The sequence below is a fragment of the Leisingera sp. NJS201 genome, from assembly GCF_004535885.1.
Taxonomy (GTDB): domain Bacteria; phylum Pseudomonadota; class Alphaproteobacteria; order Rhodobacterales; family Rhodobacteraceae; genus Leisingera.
The window spans coordinates 205,001-219,111 of record NZ_CP038234.1 but is presented as its reverse complement, the minus strand read 5'-3'; the positions used below and the strand labels follow the sequence as shown (position 1 = coordinate 219,111).

The following is a 14,111-nucleotide window of genomic DNA, read 5'->3' as shown; positions in this document are numbered from 1 at the left end:
CATTCAGCTAGCATGCTGGATTCATACAGTGAATCCCTCACCCGATTCGTGCAACAAGGCCCTTTCGGGCTGGAAACGAGCGGCCCTTCACGCTCAAGAGGAAAAGGCTTCCAAATCCGCAAGATGCACCAACAACAGCAGCAACTATTTTCCCTATGACTGATAAGGCGGCTTTGCCAATGAGTGACGGGTAACAACTCTGGTATTAATGCAGATCGACCGGCCTTCCGATTTACCTTCCACAATTGCTGTCAGTTCACACGCTGCCTTTCGTCCCATTTCACGGTGAGGAACATGAACAGTCGTCAGGGCTGGGCTGACGATCTCCGCCAATTCGATGTCATCGAACCCTGTCACCGAAACCTGCTCCGGCACCTGAATTCCTAATCTGTGCGCCTCGCGCAGAGCACCAGCCGCCAGCACGTCGTTACCGCACATTACAACTGTCGGGCACGGAGTTAAGGCCATCAGCCGCCCAAAGGCCTCCGCTCCCTTGTCAATTTCGTAAGCGGTCTCGATCAGCGTCAAACTGCCGGTATCCAGTCCGCTCGCCTCCATCGCCTGCCTGACGCCTTCCACCCGGCCTTGCGCCCGGTCGTTGCCCTGCGTCATGCCGGAGATCATCGCAATCCGCCGGTGGCCGACTGAAATCACGCTGCGCGCCAGTTCGCACATGGCATCTGCGTTTCTAAATCCGACAGACTGCCGCTGCGCCGCCGGATCATAGGACCAAGCAACCAGCGAGGGAACCTGATGGCGATCCAGATACTCGTAGATTTCCGCATCGCGCGCGTGCCCGATCAACAGCAGACCGTCAGCACCGCGCGCAACAAGGGTACGGATTTGTTCACGCTCCACTTCGGGATCATAGGCGGAACTGGAGACCAGCAGCGTATAGCCGCGCTCCCGCAGCTCATCCTGAAAGGCCTGCAGGCCGCGGGCAAAGATCGCGTTGTCCATGGTTGGAATGATCGCCCCGATGGTGAAGCTGCGCTTGGCCGCCATCACCCGGGCCGCGAAATTCGGCGTGTAGCCCAGTGATTCGACAGCCTGCAGGACCCGCTGGCGGGTCGGCTCAATCACCCGTTCCGGCGAGTTCAGGCAGCGCGACACCGTCGCGGTCGAAACCCCGGCCTCCCGTGCAACATCGTTAAGTGTCGGAGCTGAGCGGGTTTTTCCCATGTCACGCCTGCCATTCCATTGCCCCTGTCTTATCACAAAATGCCGCCGATGCCATCCACCCATGTAAGCGCTTGCATTATTGATGTAAGCGCTTACAAATGGTGTTGGGATCAAAAATCGGGATCTGCTGATGTTTCTCTTTGCTGCTGCAGCCGTCTTTACCGTGTTCTTTGCCAATGTCGCCCTGGGCGCGTTTGGCAGCGGCGGTTTCCTGAGCGATGTCGGAGAGATGCTGGTTCTGTTTGCGGCGTCAGTCCTGTTCGTTGCCGCGATCCTCAAGCGCGAGGCTGACCACAAGAACAAGAACGGCAGCTGACGGATTTCCAAGGGAGGAAGACAATGACGAATGGCAAGGATGGCCTCAAATCTGCTGAGCGCCGCAATTTTCTGAAACTGGCCTCAGCCGGCTCATTCACCGCAGCGCTGGTGGCGGGTGCAGGCGGTATGCTTTGGTCGTCCGAGGCGGCCGCCCAGACTGCCAAAGAAGAGAAGGAGCGCGAGCGCGCGGCCGAGCACATCATGACCTTGGCGACCGCATACGTGCTGGGTGCCTCGCGCAGCTATCCGATCATGCAGCTGGATCTGAAAGAGAACATCCAGAACGCCACCAACGGCAAGATCTACGTCAAGCTCGCCCCTGGCGGCCAGCTTGGTGCGGGCGGCGCGCTGGTGCAGAAGGTTCAAGGCGGCACAATCCAGGCCGCGCAGCATTCGCTGTCGAACTTCGCGCCCTTTGCCTCCACCGTTGACCTGATCAACATGCCCTATCTTTGCGGCTCCAACCAGCGGTTCACCAATCTGGTGAACTCCGGTTTCTGGAATACCGAGGTCCATCCCAAGGTGGAGGCAAACGGCTTCAAGGCGCTGTTTTATGTCAACATCGACCCCCGCGTGGTCGCGGTGCGCAAAGGCGGCAACGCGGTAATGTCGCCGGGCGACATGGCGGGCGTGAAATTTCGGGTGCCGGGATCAAAGATGCTGCAGCAGTATTACCGCATGGTCGGCGCCAACCCGACGCCGGTGGCCTGGGGCGAGACTCCCTCAGCCATCAAACAGGGGGTGGCGGATGCGCTCGATCCGTCCGTCGGGGCGCTTTATGTCTTTGGCTTCAAGGACATTCTCAGCCATGTGACTTTTACCCAGGCGGTGCCGGACAGCCAGGTCTATTCCTGCAATCTGGAGTGGTTCAACGCGCTGCCTGCGGACGTGCAGGACGGTGTGATGTGGGGTTCAGAAATGACCGCGCATCAGAACCTGTCAAAGGTGCCCTCCGCCCGCGCCTATGCAATGGCGGAACTGGCCAAGGCAGGCGTCGAATTCCATGCGCTGAGCGATGACCAGCTGGCAGAGTGGAAGGACGCCGGCGGCTATCAGCGCAGCGAGTGGGATGCCTTCAAGACCGAACTTGCCGGGTCGATGGACAATTTCGCCAAGCTGGAAGAGGCCGCAGGCACCCAGGGCAAATACTACGTCCACGACGCCTGAGCGCTGCAGGGGCGCACGCCGGAGACCGGCGGCCGCCCGCTTTCGAAATCGCCGCTTCTGCAGCAGCCTGCCGGCTGGCTGCGGGGGTGTGCCTGAACCCCGGGAATAGCGATGAAGATCCTGCGAACGATAGACAAGAACGCAGAGCGCTGGCTGCTGCTGACCTTCTATGTGCTGCTGGTCATCACCATGGCGATCGAGGTGATCCGGCGCGAGCTGTTTGCCTATTCTTCGATCTGGGGCGAGGAAATCGTCCGCTATTCCTTTATCTACCTCGCCTGGATCGGCGCCGCGGCAGCGGTCAAGGAACGCGCCCATATCCGCATTGATGTTCTGATGCACTACCTCGGACCCCGGCCCAAGGCGCTGCTCTACATCTTCGGCGATCTGGTAATGTTCATCGTGGCCCTGGTGGCGCTCTACTGGTCGTTTGAGACGGTGCTGGTCTCGGCCAAGTTCGGATCGGTCAGCCACGGGCTGCGGGTCTCCATGGTCTGGTTCCTGATGGCGGTGCCCGCGGGGTTCACCCTGATGGTCTGGCGACTGCTGCAATCCTTCCTGCGCGACTACCGCAGCCTTCGCGACGGCACCCCCGTCTTTGAAGGCGACAAGTTGTTTGATTGAGGGGCCTTACGCGATGCTGTGGAATTCACTCAACCAAACGGTCGAACTGGGCTGGGACTTCTACCTGCCGGTGATCATGTTCGTGGCGCTGATTGCGCTGGCGGTGCCGGTCTGGGCCGCCATCGGCACGGCGGCTATCACCATGCTGGTGATGTCGGGAGATTTGCCGCTCAGCGCCATCGGCGAAAGCCTGTTCACTGGCATCGACGCCTTTGCCCTGACGGCGGTTCCGCTGTTCATCCTGACCGGTGACGTGCTGGTCAGAACCGGGCTCAGCAAGAAATTCCTCGATGTGGCCGAGGCGCTGACCTGCTGGACGCGGGGCGGCTTCGGCTCGGCGACGGTGCTGGTCTGCGGCATGTTCGCAGCAATCTCCGGCTCTGACGCCGCGGGTGCGGCGGCAGTCGGGCGGATGACCATCGCCCGGCTGGTCGAAAGCGGCTATCCGCGCCCCTATGCCTGCGCCCTGGTGGCGGCGGGCGCCTGCACCGGCATCCTGATCCCGCCCTCTATCGCCTATATCATCATCGGCCTGGTGCTGGGTATTTCCGCCTCCACCCTGTTTCTGGCGGCGCTGATCCCGGGCATCGCGATCCTGGTGTCGATCCTGATCACCAACATCATCATGAACCGGCTTTATACCTATGAGACCGGCGGCAACATGGGGCTGGGCGAGTGGCTGGGCAACCTGGGCCATGCGCTGAAATCCGGCTGGTATGCCTTCATCGTGCCGGGGATCATCTTCTACGGCATCTTCTCCGGCCGCCTGACCCCGACCGAGGCCGGCGCCACCGCCGTGGTCGTCACCATCCTGATGGGCTTCCTGCTCGGCACCCTGAAACTGTCGGACTTCCCGGCAATGCTGGTCAGCTCTGCCAAGGTGAACGGGGTGATCCTGCCGATCATCGCATTCTCCGCCCCGCTGGCAGAGGCACTGGCCATCATGGGCGTGCCGCAGGGGTTCGTGACCGCGGTGACCGGGCTGACCGATGATCCCTCAGTGCTGATCCTGCTGATGATCTGCATCCTGATCGCCGCTGGCTGCGTGATGGAGACGACCCCCAACATCGTGATCCTGGCACCAATCCTGAAGCCATTGGCCGACAACATCGGCATGAACGAAATCCAGTTCTGCATCATGATGATCACCGCCTTGGGGGTGGGCTTCATCACCCCGCCGCTGGGCCTGAACTTGTTCGTTGTCTCCGGCATCACCGGCGAGTCCATCCTCAAGATCGCCGCCCGCGCCATCCCCTTTGTTCTGACCATGCTGATCGTGGTGCTGCTGATCGCCTACATCCCGCCGATCTCGACCACGCTGCTTCCTGATATCTTCAAATAGGACCCCCTGGAAATGACCCGAGAATATCTCAAGAAGGCCGACCTGACCCCCAAGTCGGATGCCTCCGAGACCCATAAGACCGTGCAGGGCATCCTGGACGACATCGAAGCCGGCGGCGACGCCAAGGCGCTGGAATATGCCGCCAAATTCGACCGGTACGAAGGCAATGTGCTGCTGACGGAAGAGGAGATCGAGGCCGCCTGTGCGCAAGTGCCGGAGAAGCTGAAGGCCGACATCCGGTTCGCCCACGACAATGTGCGCCGCTTTGCCGAGCTGCAGAAAAGCACGATGCAGAATGTGGAAACCGAAATCTCTCCCGGCTTCATCACCGGGCAAAAGGTGATCCCTGTGGATGCGGCGGGCTGCTATGTGCCCGGCGGGCGCTACAGCCATATCGCCAGCGCCATCATGACGGTGACCACCGCCAAGGTGGCCGGCTGCAAGCACATCGCCGCCTGCTCGCCGCCGCGTCCCGGCGTGGGCGTGGCCCCTGCCATTGTCTATGCCGCCCATATCTGCGGCGCGGACCAGATCATGGCAATGGGCGGCGTGCAGGGGGTTGCGGCCATGACATTCGGTCTCTTCGGCCTGCCCAAGGCCAACATCCTGGTCGGCCCCGGCAACCAGTTTGTGGCCGAGGCCAAGCGCATCCTGTTCGGCCGCGTCGGCATCGACATGATCGCAGGCCCCACCGACAGCCTGGTCCTGGCCGACGACACGGCGGACGCCCATATCGTCGCCACCGATCTCGTCAGCCAGGCAGAGCATGGCTACAACTCGCCGGTCTGGCTGGTGACCGACGACCGCAAGCTGGCGGAAGAGGTGATGCGGCTGGTGCCCGGCTACATCGACGACCTGCCGGAGGTGAACCGCGAAAACGCCACCGCCGCCTGGCGCGACTATGCCGAGGTGATCCTGTGTGCGGACCGCGAGGACATGGCGGCCTGTTCCGACGAATACGCGCCGGAGCATTTGACCGTGCAAGCCGCGGATCTGGACTGGTGGCTGCAGCAGCTCACCTGCTACGGCTCGCTGTTCCTAGGGGAGGAGACCACGGTCTCTTACGGCGACAAGGCCGCGGGCACCAACCACGTGCTGCCGACCTCACGCGCGGCCAGCTATACCGGCGGGCTGTCGGTCCACAAATACATGAAGATCGTCACCTGGCAGCGCGCCACCCGCGAAGGCTCCAAACCGGTGGCCGAGGCCACGGCGCGGATTGCCCGGCTGGAAGGGATGGAGGGCCACGCCCGCGCCGCCGACGTGCGGCTGGCCAAGTATTTCCCGGACGAAACCTTTGACCTGACCGCCAATGGCTGACCCGCGCACCCTGTTCGATCTGACAGGCCGGACCGCCTGCATCACCGGCGCCAGTTCTGGCCTGGGACGGCGGGCGGCCGTCGCGCTGGCCGCCGCCGGGGCGCAGGTGGTCGCAGTGGCCCGCCGGGCGGAGGCGCTGGAAAGCCTCTGTGCCGAGATCGGCCCGGCTACGGCTTATGCGGTCGCGGATGTGGCGGACCGCAGCGCGCTGGAGGCGCTGCGGGACACCGTCACGGCCCCCTTCGGCGCGCCGGACATCCTGATCCACGCAGCCGGCGTCAACACGCGGCAACCCGCAGATGTAGTGACGGCAGAGGGCTGGGATCAGACTCTGGCCTTGAACCTGTCGGCGCCCTTCTTCCTCAGCCAGGCGCTGGTGCCTGGGATGAAAAAGCAGGGCTGGGGGCGGATCGTCAACTTTGCCTCGCTCCAGACCACCCGCGCCTTTCCCGGCGGCATCGCCTATGGCGCCAGCAAGGGCGGGATCGGCCAGCTGACCCGCGCCATGGCAGAGGCTTGGTCACCCCATGGCATCACCGCCAACGCAATCGGGCCGGGTTTTTTCCCGACCGAGCTGACCCAGGCGGTGTTCGAGGATGACACCCGCGCCGCCCGCAACGCCGCGCAAACCTGCGTCGGCCGCAACGGCCGGCTGGAGGATCTCGACGGGCCGCTGCTGTTCCTGTGCTCCGAGGCCTCGGCCTATGTCACCGGGCAAATCCTGATGGTTGACGGGGGTTCACCGCGAAATGAAAGCCTTGGTTTATGAAGGGGTTGAGACGCTGGTGGTCCGCGACGTGCCCATGGCGGCGGGCCGGGCAGGCGATCATCTGGTCCGCATCCGCGCCTCCGGCATCTGCGGTTCGGACATGCACGCCTATCTGGGCCATGACAGCCGCCGACCCGCACCGCTGATCCTGGGGCATGAGGCCGCTGGCGTGATCGAGAACGGGCCGCAAGCGGGCCGAAGGGTGACGATCAACCCGCTGGTCACCTGCGGCAGCTGCGCTGCCTGCGCATCGGGGCGCGAAAACCTCTGCGCCAGCCGCCAGATCATTTCGATGCCCCCGCGCGAGGGCGCCTTTGCCCAGTTTGTGGCCATGCCGGAGCGCAACCTGGTGACCGTGCCGGACGATGTGCCGCTTGCAAAGGCCGCGCTGGCCGAGCCGCTGGCGGTCAGCTGGCACGCCGCCCGGCTGGCGCTGGAGGCGCTGCACCCGGACACCGAACGCCGCGCGCTGGTGATCGGCGGCGGTGCCATCGGGCTGGCGGCGGCACTGGCGCTCAGGGCGATGGCGGTGGAGGATGTGACGATCCAGGAACCCAACGCCGCGCGCCGGGCCTTCCTGACAGACCGCTGCGGCCAGCAGGCAGTGGCGGAGTTTCAGGGCATGGTGCCGCTGGTGGTGGACGCCGTCGGCTATGCCGCCACCCGCACCGCCGCCTCAGCCGCTGCTGCGCCCGGCGGGGTGATTGCCCATGTCGGCCTGGGCGAGGACACCGGCGGCCTGGATATCCGCCGTATGACCCTGCAGGAGATCACCTTCATCGGCAACTACACCTATACTGCGCAGGACTTTTGCGACACCGCGCAAGCGATCTTTGACGGCTGCCTTGGTCCGCTGGACTGGCCCGAGACGCGGCCACTGTCAGACGGCGCTGCTGCCTTCCGCGACCTGCGCAGCGGTGCGGTGGCGGCGCCCAAGATCATCCTCGACCCCTGGGCCTGACCGCGCGCCCCAAACAAACGGAGAGCAACCATGTATGACAATATCCTGGTTCCCATGGCCCTGGATCACGGGGTGTCCGGAACAACGCTGAAGGCCGCCGCCACCCTGTGCAACCCCGGCGGGCAGATCACCGCGCTGCATGTCTACGAGCCGCCGCACAGTTCGGTCACCGCCTACCTGGACGAGGACACCGTGCGCGAAGGCTTTGACAAAGCCCGCGAGGCGCTGGCCGAAAAAACCGCAGGCCACGGCAATGTCACGGCAGAGATCATCAAGGGCCGGTCCTACCGCGCCATCGTCGAATACGCTGAACAGCACGGCGTGGACTGCATCGTCGTCGGCTCCCACAAACCGGGCCTCAGCGACTTTTTCCTAGGCTCAACCGCCGCCCGCGTGGTCCGCCACGCGCCCTGCGCGGTGCATGTCTGCCGCACCTCCTGACCCCGAAACAAGACTTCCGAAGCAAAGGCAACCGACCATGAATATCGACAAGAGGATCGCCGACGATCTGGCGGCCAACGGCGTTTCCTTCGTCACGACTGTGCCCTGCAAGCAGCTGGCCGGCGTGATCGAGGAAATCGACCAGCGCGACGACATCTTCCATATCCCCTCCAACAAGGAGGATGAGGGCATGGGGCTCTGCGCCGGCGCCTGGATGGGCGGCAAGCGCCCGGCCATCATCATGCAGAACACGGCCATCGGGGTCACCATCAACACGCTGGCAACGCTGATCCAATACTACCGGATGCCGCTGCCGATGCTGATCTCCTACCGCGGCGAGCTGCGCGAGCCTGTGGCCTGCCAGGTGGAGATGGCAGTGCATACCAAGGCGCTCTTGGCCCAGCTCAACGTTCCCACCTACCACTTCCACTGGCAGCGGGACGTGCAGGAGCTGGACAACATCCTGAAATACACCTTCATGTGCAACAAGCCCGTTGCCATCCTGACCGACGCCAACTTCTGGGGAGGCTATGGCGACCAATGATCCGTTCCGAAATCCTGAAAGAGATCGCGCCCATCCTCCGGGACCAGCTGGTGGTCTGCAACATCGGCATTCCATCACAGGAGCTGCACGCAATCGACGACCAGCCCACCAATTTCTACATGCTGGGCACCATGGGGCTGGCCTCCTCCATCGGTCTGGGGCTGGCGCTGGCGCAGCCGAAGCCGGTGATCGTGATCGATGGTGATGGCTCGATTCTGACCAATCTCGGCACGCTGCCCACCATTGGCAACAACGCGCCCGGCAACTACATCCTGATGATCGTCGACAACGGCTCCTATGGCTCCACCGGCGATCAGCCGACCTATACCAGCCAGCGCACTGATCTGGCCGGCATGGCCCGCGCCGCTGGCTGCGCCCGGGTGGTGGAGGTGCAGGACAAGGACACCGGGGCTGCGCTGGAGGACGCGCTGGCCAGCGGTGAACCCACAGTTCTGGTGGTCAAATGCGACAGCGGCAACGCCAAGATGCCGGTGATCACGATGGACCCTGTGGTGATCCGCGACCGCTTTATGAAAGCCGTGGCCGGCTGATGGCCGCAGGCGCCATCCATTCGGCTGAGGACGCCCGCCGCCTGGCCCGGCGGCGGCTGCCCTGGATGGTGTTTGATTACATTGACGGGGCCGCCGGGCAGGAAACCGGGGCGGCGCGCAACCGGGCGGCCCTGGATGCCCTCACCCTGCGGCCCCGCATCCTGCGCGATGTCAGCCGGCGCTCGCTGGCGGTCCGGATTTTCGGCGCCGAGGCTGACCGGCCCTTTGGCATTGCCCCTATGGGCATGTGCAACCTGTCTGCCCCCGGCGCCGACCTGATGCTGGCCCGGCTGGCGGCGCGCTACCGGGTGCCGCATGGGGTTTCCACCGTCGCCTCGACCCCCATGGAAACCATCCTTGAGGCGGCAGAGGGCTATGCCTGGTTTCAGCTCTATTTCAGCGGCGACGGCAGCGGCACCTTTAAGCTGGCCGAGCGCGCCCGCGCCGCTGGCTATCAGACGCTGGTTCTCACGGTCGATGTGCCGGAAGTGGGCCGCCGCCCGCGGGAATTGCGCCATGGCTTCAAGATGCCGTTCCGCATCGGCCCGCGTCAGTTCTTTGACTTTGCCCTGCACCCGCGCTGGTCGCTGACCACCCTGCTGAAGGGCAAGCCGGTGATGGCGAATTTCGAGATGGAGGGCTATGACTTCGACCGCACCGAAAGCCGGGCGCGCGCCACCTGGGACACGCTGGCCCGGCTGCGCGATGCCTGGCCCGGCAAGCTGGTGGTGAAGGGGGTGCTGGACGTTGAAGACGCCCGCGCGCTGGTGTCTGCAGGTGTTGATGCCATTCAGGTTTCCAGCCACGGTGCGCGGCAGTTGGAATCTGCGCCAGCCGCGATTGAAGTGCTCGCAAAAATTCGCACTGATCTTGGACCGGATTTTCCTCTCTTCTACGACAGTGGAATCCGATCAGGCGAAGACGTTCTCAAAGCTCTGTCACTTGGTGCAGACTTTGTCTTTATCGGGAGAATTCTGCAATATGCAATTGCGGTTGCTGGCGAACGAGGCCTGGAACAACTGTGGGATACTCTTAGTGAAGAATTGAGTATCGCAATGGCACAAACCGGGCGAACTTCGCTGACTGGCGACAGTTTGCAGTAGCGTGCGACCTGATCAGTGAAATTGCATATTTCTGACGAACCATCCATGCTGTGGCGCCGGGGCATCATCCTCAGGCTTTGTTCCTGCTGCCCTGCAGCGAACCAGACGCTGGTAATGCGTTTTCAGTGCATTGGTAATCCCCCCCGATCTTAAGCGGATGCGGAAGTAGAATTTTCTCGGCAGGATGAACGAGGAGATTCCGATGAAGAAGACACGATTCACCGAGGCCCGATCATGGGTGTGCTGCGCCAGATGGAGGGCGGTGTGCCTGCCGCCGAGCTGTGTCGCGAGCACGGGAGTGAGGTGGAATAGGAATGGACCTGACGCGGTTTCGTGCCGCCCCAAGTGCTCGTTTAGGCCACTTTCCGTTCGAATGCGACCGGGCTTTTCCAGCCGAGTGCTGAGTGTCGGCGGCGCGGATTGTAGAAGCCGTTTATGTAGTTAAAGATCGCCATCTCCGCTTTTCGTCGCGTTGGCCATGACCTTCGCCAGATCAGCTCTGCCTTGATCGTCTTGAAGAAGGTCTCGACGGCCGCATTGTCATAGCAATTTCCTTTGCCGCTCATCCACTGCCCCGGCAGTGCATGTTTACATGCATGAGAGGGGGACACGCTGAACCCGTGTTGTCGCAGAAGTTTCTGATAGTCATGAGAACAGTATTGCGATCCACGATCCGTATGATGAATGCAGCCCATAGGCGGTGATCTGAAGGCTATAGCCATGTTCAGCGCCCGGATCGCCAAGTCCCGCTTCATCCGATTGCTGACGGCCCAACCGATGACCCGCCGAGAATGCAGGTCCAGGATGACAGCGAGGTATAGCCAACCCTCACGGGTCCAGACGTAACTGATATCGCCAGCCCATTTTTGGTTTGGTTGGTCGGCAATGAAGTTCCGATCCAGCAGATTGGGTGCGATGTTGAACTTGTGGCCGATCTCCTTCAGCTCTTCAGTCATGCGTGGCCGACCATAGCTGCCCAGGCTGAGACGCGATTGCTCCTTGATGTGGGCTAATGTCACCAGATCAGATCTCTGCCTGCGAGTGGCAGGGCGGCTGCGGAATGCACGCAAACCACGCGCACTCACGTCCATAACCTTACACAAGCGTGCTGTTGGAAACTGATTTCGCTGTTCTTCAATGAACCTGAACCTCACGGCTTTTGGCTCGCGAAGAACACCGCGGCCTTTTTTAAGATTTCCCTTTCCTCCTTAAGAATGCGGTTCTCGCGCCGAAGCCGATCATTCTCTTGGGCAAGGCTCAAATCCTCCTTCGACACTACACCGGTGTCTCGGTGCGTCGTGATCCATTTGTTCAGCGTCGACATCCCGCCACCCAGATCGTCAGCCACCTGCTTGCGCGTCAGCCCACTGGTCAACGCAATGCGCACCGCGTCCTTGCGGAATTCGTCAGTCCTTCCACGTCCCATAGTTCGTCTCCTTTGTTGCAGTAAATGCTATCAAAGGAGCGGCATCAAACCGCGACAGGTCCAGGTAGCCTCAAAAGCTGCTGTCCCTGCCCATTTTGAGACTATCTCATTTGCCCGCGACTCTAGTGATCCACCCGCGTCAGCGGGTACCTCCGAAACAGGTATATGCTGTCGAGGCGTTGGCATGGCTTTCGAGATTGGCTTTATTCAGTGTTTTCTAGGACATCGCGGTTACTCGGGATCAGTTTCAAAGAACCATACCTGGAAACTGCCTGCGATGACAGAATATCGGCTTTTGAGCCGTGGCATTGATGTCATTGAATATTTGTTGCGCGACTCGCCAAACGTTGACGTGGCGTTGACTTGGAATGCGCATAAGCAAAAAGCCTCGCGCGATGCGCCAGAAGCCTTTGATATGTCAGGTTAATTAGTGTTGGTTGCGGGAGCAGGATTTGAACCTGCGACCTTCAGGTTATGAGCCTGACGAGCTACCTGGCTGCTCCATCCCGCGTCAGGTTTTTTTGAGACCGTATTGAGAGATTATTGGATTTTACTAGGTTTGGCGGTGACCTACTCTCCCAGGGCTTGAGCCCAAGTACCATCGGCGCGACAGTGCTTAACTTCCGGGTTCGGGAAGGGACCGGGTGTTTCACTTGTGCTGTAGCCACCAAACCAAGAAAAATCCAATTCCGACGGCCTTGCGAAGCAAGGCTGGCGAGCGGCAGGCAGCGTATTTGCTTCAGCAAATGCGCGAGATGCCGCCCGGTTGCTGTGTCACCGCCGGGTGGCGGCAGGCACGGGCAACTTGCGTCGGTTACAATCAACGTTGTCCAAGTCTTGCACTTGGGATGTGTTTGCTTGTTTGGTTTTGAGTAACACTGTCTGTTACTGGATCAAATCAAGCCTATCGGGCGATTAGTACCGGTCAACTGAATGCATTGCTGCACTTACATCTCCGGCCTATCGGCGTGGTGGTCTTCCACGGCCCTCAGGGATACCTTGTTTTGAGGGGGCTTCCCGCTTAGATGCCTTCAGCGGTTATCCTGTCCGAACATAGCTACCCTGCACTGCTGCTGGCGCAACAACAGGTCCACCAGTGGTTCGTTCACCCCGGTCCTCTCGTACTAGGGGCAACTCCTCTCAAGTATCCTACACCCACGGCAGATAGGGACCGAACTGTCTCACGACGTTCTAAACCCAGCTCACGTACCTCTTTAAACGGCGAACAGCCGTACCCTTGGGACCTGCTCCAGCCCCAGGATGAGATGAGCCGACATCGAGGTGCCAAACACTGCCGTCGATATGGACTCTTGGGCAGTATCAGCCTGTTATCCCCGGCGTACCTTTTATCCGTTGAGCGATGGCCCTTCCACTCGGGACCACCGGATCACTATGGCCGACTTTCGTCTCTGCTCGACTTGTCAGTCTCGCAGTCAGGCTGGCTTCTGCCATTGCACTCAACGAGCGATTTCCGACCGCTCTGAGCCAACCTTCGCGCGCCTCCGTTACTCTTTAGGAGGCGACCGCCCCAGTCAAACTACCCGCCACGCAGGGTCCCGGATCCGGATAACGGACCGCGGTTAGATATCAAGAGTGCGAAGGGTGGTATCTCAAGGGAGGCTCCACCGCGACTTGCGTCACGGTTTCGATGCCTACCACCTATCCTGCACATCACAATCCTGATACCAGTGCGAAGCTGTAGTAAAGGTGCACGGGGTCTTTCCGTCTAACCGCGGGAAGCCTGCATCTTGACAGGCAATTCAATTTCGCTGAGTCGATGTTGGAGACAGCGGGGAAGTCGTTACGCCATTCGTGCAGGTCGGAACTTACCCGACAAGGAATTTCGCTACCTTAGGACCGTTATAGTTACGGCCGCCGTTTACCTGGGCTTCAATTCGGAGCTCTCACCCCTCCTTTTAACCTTCAGGCACCGGGCAGGCGTCAGACCCTATACGTCGTCTTGCGACTTCGCAGAGCCCTGTGTTTTTAATAAACAGTCGCCACCCCCTGGTTTGTGCCCCCGGATTCCACTTGCGTAGGACCCGGGCCTCCTTCTCGCGAACTTACGGAGGTATTTTGCCGAGTTCCTTCAACATCGTTCTCTCAAGCGCCTTGGTATTCTCTACCTGTCCACCTGTGTCGGTTTAGGGTACGGTCTGATGGAGGGCTATTTCCAGGGACTGATCAGCAGCCCATTCAATCCGATAAGGATGAACTACCTTCACAATCCGTCACATCCTCCTGGCCCACGAATATTAACGTGGTTCCCATCGCCTACGCCTTTCGGCCTCGGCTTAGGGGCCGGCTTACCCTGCTCAGATTAGCTTTAAGCAGGAACCCTTGGACTTTCGGCGAGAGTGTCT

General features: G+C 61.3%; 14 protein-coding genes, 1 tRNA gene and 2 rRNA genes (1 of these 17 cut by a window edge). 12 read left to right on the top strand and 5 right to left on the bottom strand.

The window, feature by feature from the left end; genetic code table 11:
• Positions 1-153 precede the first annotated feature (153 nt).
• On the bottom strand, positions 154-1,182 hold the full coding sequence (locus ETW23_RS01085; RefSeq protein WP_134828845.1) for a LacI family DNA-binding transcriptional regulator: 1,029 nt from the start codon (positions 1,180-1,182) through the stop codon (positions 154-156).
• 130 nt (positions 1,183-1,312) lie between these two features.
• On the opposite strand from ETW23_RS01085, the gene ETW23_RS01080 reads away from it, so the two are divergent.
• From ETW23_RS01080 to ETW23_RS01030, 11 genes are all read left to right on the top strand, one after another.
• Complete coding sequence (locus ETW23_RS01080; RefSeq protein WP_129369588.1) at positions 1,313-1,498, top strand: hypothetical protein; 186 nt, start codon at positions 1,313-1,315, stop codon at positions 1,496-1,498.
• 23 nt (positions 1,499-1,521) lie between these two features.
• Positions 1,522-2,667: a TRAP transporter substrate-binding protein gene (locus ETW23_RS01075; protein ID WP_129369587.1), complete on the top strand. Its 1,146-nt coding sequence runs from the start codon at positions 1,522-1,524 to the stop codon at positions 2,665-2,667.
• A 111-nt stretch (positions 2,668-2,778) separates the two neighbouring features.
• Entirely contained in the window at positions 2,779-3,291 is a 513-nt protein-coding gene (locus ETW23_RS01070) for a TRAP transporter small permease (protein WP_129369586.1), read from the top strand.
• Positions 3,292-3,304: 13 nt separating this feature from the next.
• Positions 3,305-4,633, top strand: coding sequence for a TRAP transporter large permease (locus tag ETW23_RS01065; RefSeq protein WP_134828844.1), 1,329 nt, complete (start codon positions 3,305-3,307; stop codon positions 4,631-4,633).
• A gap of 12 nt (positions 4,634-4,645) precedes the next feature.
• Complete coding sequence (gene hisD, locus ETW23_RS01060; RefSeq protein ID WP_134828843.1) at positions 4,646-5,953, top strand: histidinol dehydrogenase; 1,308 nt, start codon at positions 4,646-4,648, stop codon at positions 5,951-5,953.
• On the top strand, positions 5,946-6,722 hold the full coding sequence (locus tag ETW23_RS01055) for an SDR family NAD(P)-dependent oxidoreductase (RefSeq protein WP_134828842.1): 777 nt from the start codon (positions 5,946-5,948) through the stop codon (positions 6,720-6,722). Before hisD ends, ETW23_RS01055 begins: the two co-directional genes overlap by 8 nt.
• Entirely contained in the window at positions 6,703-7,683 is a 981-nt protein-coding gene (locus tag ETW23_RS01050; protein WP_134828841.1) for an alcohol dehydrogenase catalytic domain-containing protein, read from the top strand. The genes ETW23_RS01055 and ETW23_RS01050 overlap by 20 nt, the downstream gene beginning before the upstream one ends.
• A 30-nt stretch (positions 7,684-7,713) precedes the next feature.
• Positions 7,714-8,124 carry a universal stress protein gene (locus ETW23_RS01045; protein ID WP_134828840.1) on the top strand — a complete coding sequence of 137 codons (411 nt, stop codon included), beginning with the start codon at positions 7,714-7,716 and terminating at the stop codon, positions 8,122-8,124.
• Between the two features lie 37 nt (positions 8,125-8,161).
• Positions 8,162-8,668: a sulfopyruvate decarboxylase subunit alpha gene (comD, locus tag ETW23_RS01040; protein WP_134828839.1), complete on the top strand. Its 507-nt coding sequence runs from the start codon at positions 8,162-8,164 to the stop codon at positions 8,666-8,668.
• Positions 8,665-9,219 carry a sulfopyruvate decarboxylase subunit beta gene (gene comE, locus ETW23_RS01035; protein ID WP_134828838.1) on the top strand — a complete coding sequence of 185 codons (555 nt, stop codon included), beginning with the start codon at positions 8,665-8,667 and terminating at the stop codon, positions 9,217-9,219. Before comD ends, comE begins: the two co-directional genes overlap by 4 nt.
• Positions 9,219-10,322 carry an alpha-hydroxy acid oxidase gene (locus ETW23_RS01030; RefSeq protein WP_134828837.1) on the top strand — a complete coding sequence of 368 codons (1,104 nt, stop codon included), beginning with the start codon at positions 9,219-9,221 and terminating at the stop codon, positions 10,320-10,322. Before comE ends, ETW23_RS01030 begins: the two co-directional genes overlap by 1 nt.
• Before the next feature lie 353 nt (positions 10,323-10,675).
• On the opposite strand, the gene ETW23_RS01025 is transcribed toward ETW23_RS01030, so the two are convergent.
• A protein-coding gene (locus ETW23_RS01025; RefSeq protein WP_134828836.1) for an IS3 family transposase occupies positions 10,676-11,748 on the bottom strand; the annotation gives its coding sequence in 2 pieces (ribosomal slippage) (positions 10,676-11,502 and positions 11,502-11,748; 1,074 coding nt in all).
• A gap of 184 nt (positions 11,749-11,932) precedes the next feature.
• Here ETW23_RS01025 and ETW23_RS01015 point away from each other — a divergent pair.
• Positions 11,933-12,175 (top strand): hypothetical protein, encoded by a 243-nt coding sequence (locus ETW23_RS01015; RefSeq protein ID WP_134828835.1) that lies wholly within the window; start codon positions 11,933-11,935, stop codon positions 12,173-12,175.
• A 7-nt stretch (positions 12,176-12,182) separates the two neighbouring features.
• On the opposite strand, the gene ETW23_RS01010 is transcribed toward ETW23_RS01015, so the two are convergent.
• From ETW23_RS01010 to ETW23_RS01000, 3 genes are all read right to left on the bottom strand, one after another.
• Positions 12,183-12,259 (bottom strand) — tRNA-Met (locus tag ETW23_RS01010).
• A 46-nt stretch (positions 12,260-12,305) separates the two neighbouring features.
• A 5S ribosomal RNA gene (gene rrf, locus ETW23_RS01005) occupies positions 12,306-12,420 on the bottom strand.
• Positions 12,421-12,642: 222 nt separating this feature from the next.
• A 23S ribosomal RNA gene (locus ETW23_RS01000) occupies positions 12,643-14,111 on the bottom strand; it runs 1,372 nt beyond the window's last position.

Excerpts from the sequence above, each read along its gene's own strand:
- hisD (WP_134828843.1), top strand. The coding sequence starts at position 4,646 with ATGACCCGAGAATATCTCAAGAAGGCCGACCTGACCCCCAAGTCGGAT.
- ETW23_RS01075 (WP_129369587.1), top strand. The coding sequence starts at position 1,522 with ATGACGAATGGCAAGGATGGCCTCAAATCTGCTGAGCGCCGCAATTTT.
- ETW23_RS01065 (WP_134828844.1), top strand. The coding sequence starts at position 3,305 with ATGCTGTGGAATTCACTCAACCAAACGGTCGAACTGGGCTGGGACTTC.
- ETW23_RS01055 (WP_134828842.1), top strand. The coding sequence starts at position 5,946 with ATGGCTGACCCGCGCACCCTGTTCGATCTGACAGGCCGGACCGCCTGC.
- ETW23_RS01080 (WP_129369588.1), top strand. The coding sequence starts at position 1,313 with ATGTTTCTCTTTGCTGCTGCAGCCGTCTTTACCGTGTTCTTTGCCAAT.
- ETW23_RS01030 (WP_134828837.1), top strand. The coding sequence starts at position 9,219 with ATGGCCGCAGGCGCCATCCATTCGGCTGAGGACGCCCGCCGCCTGGCC.
- ETW23_RS01070 (WP_129369586.1), top strand. The coding sequence starts at position 2,779 with ATGAAGATCCTGCGAACGATAGACAAGAACGCAGAGCGCTGGCTGCTG.
- ETW23_RS01050 (WP_134828841.1), top strand. The coding sequence starts at position 6,703 with ATGAAAGCCTTGGTTTATGAAGGGGTTGAGACGCTGGTGGTCCGCGAC.
- ETW23_RS01085 (WP_134828845.1), bottom strand. The coding sequence starts at position 1,182 with ATGGGAAAAACCCGCTCAGCTCCGACACTTAACGATGTTGCACGGGAG.
- comE (WP_134828838.1), top strand. The coding sequence starts at position 8,665 with ATGATCCGTTCCGAAATCCTGAAAGAGATCGCGCCCATCCTCCGGGAC.
- ETW23_RS01015 (WP_134828835.1), top strand. The coding sequence starts at position 11,933 with ATGGCTTTCGAGATTGGCTTTATTCAGTGTTTTCTAGGACATCGCGGT.
- ETW23_RS01045 (WP_134828840.1), top strand. The coding sequence starts at position 7,714 with ATGTATGACAATATCCTGGTTCCCATGGCCCTGGATCACGGGGTGTCC.
- comD (WP_134828839.1), top strand. The coding sequence starts at position 8,162 with ATGAATATCGACAAGAGGATCGCCGACGATCTGGCGGCCAACGGCGTT.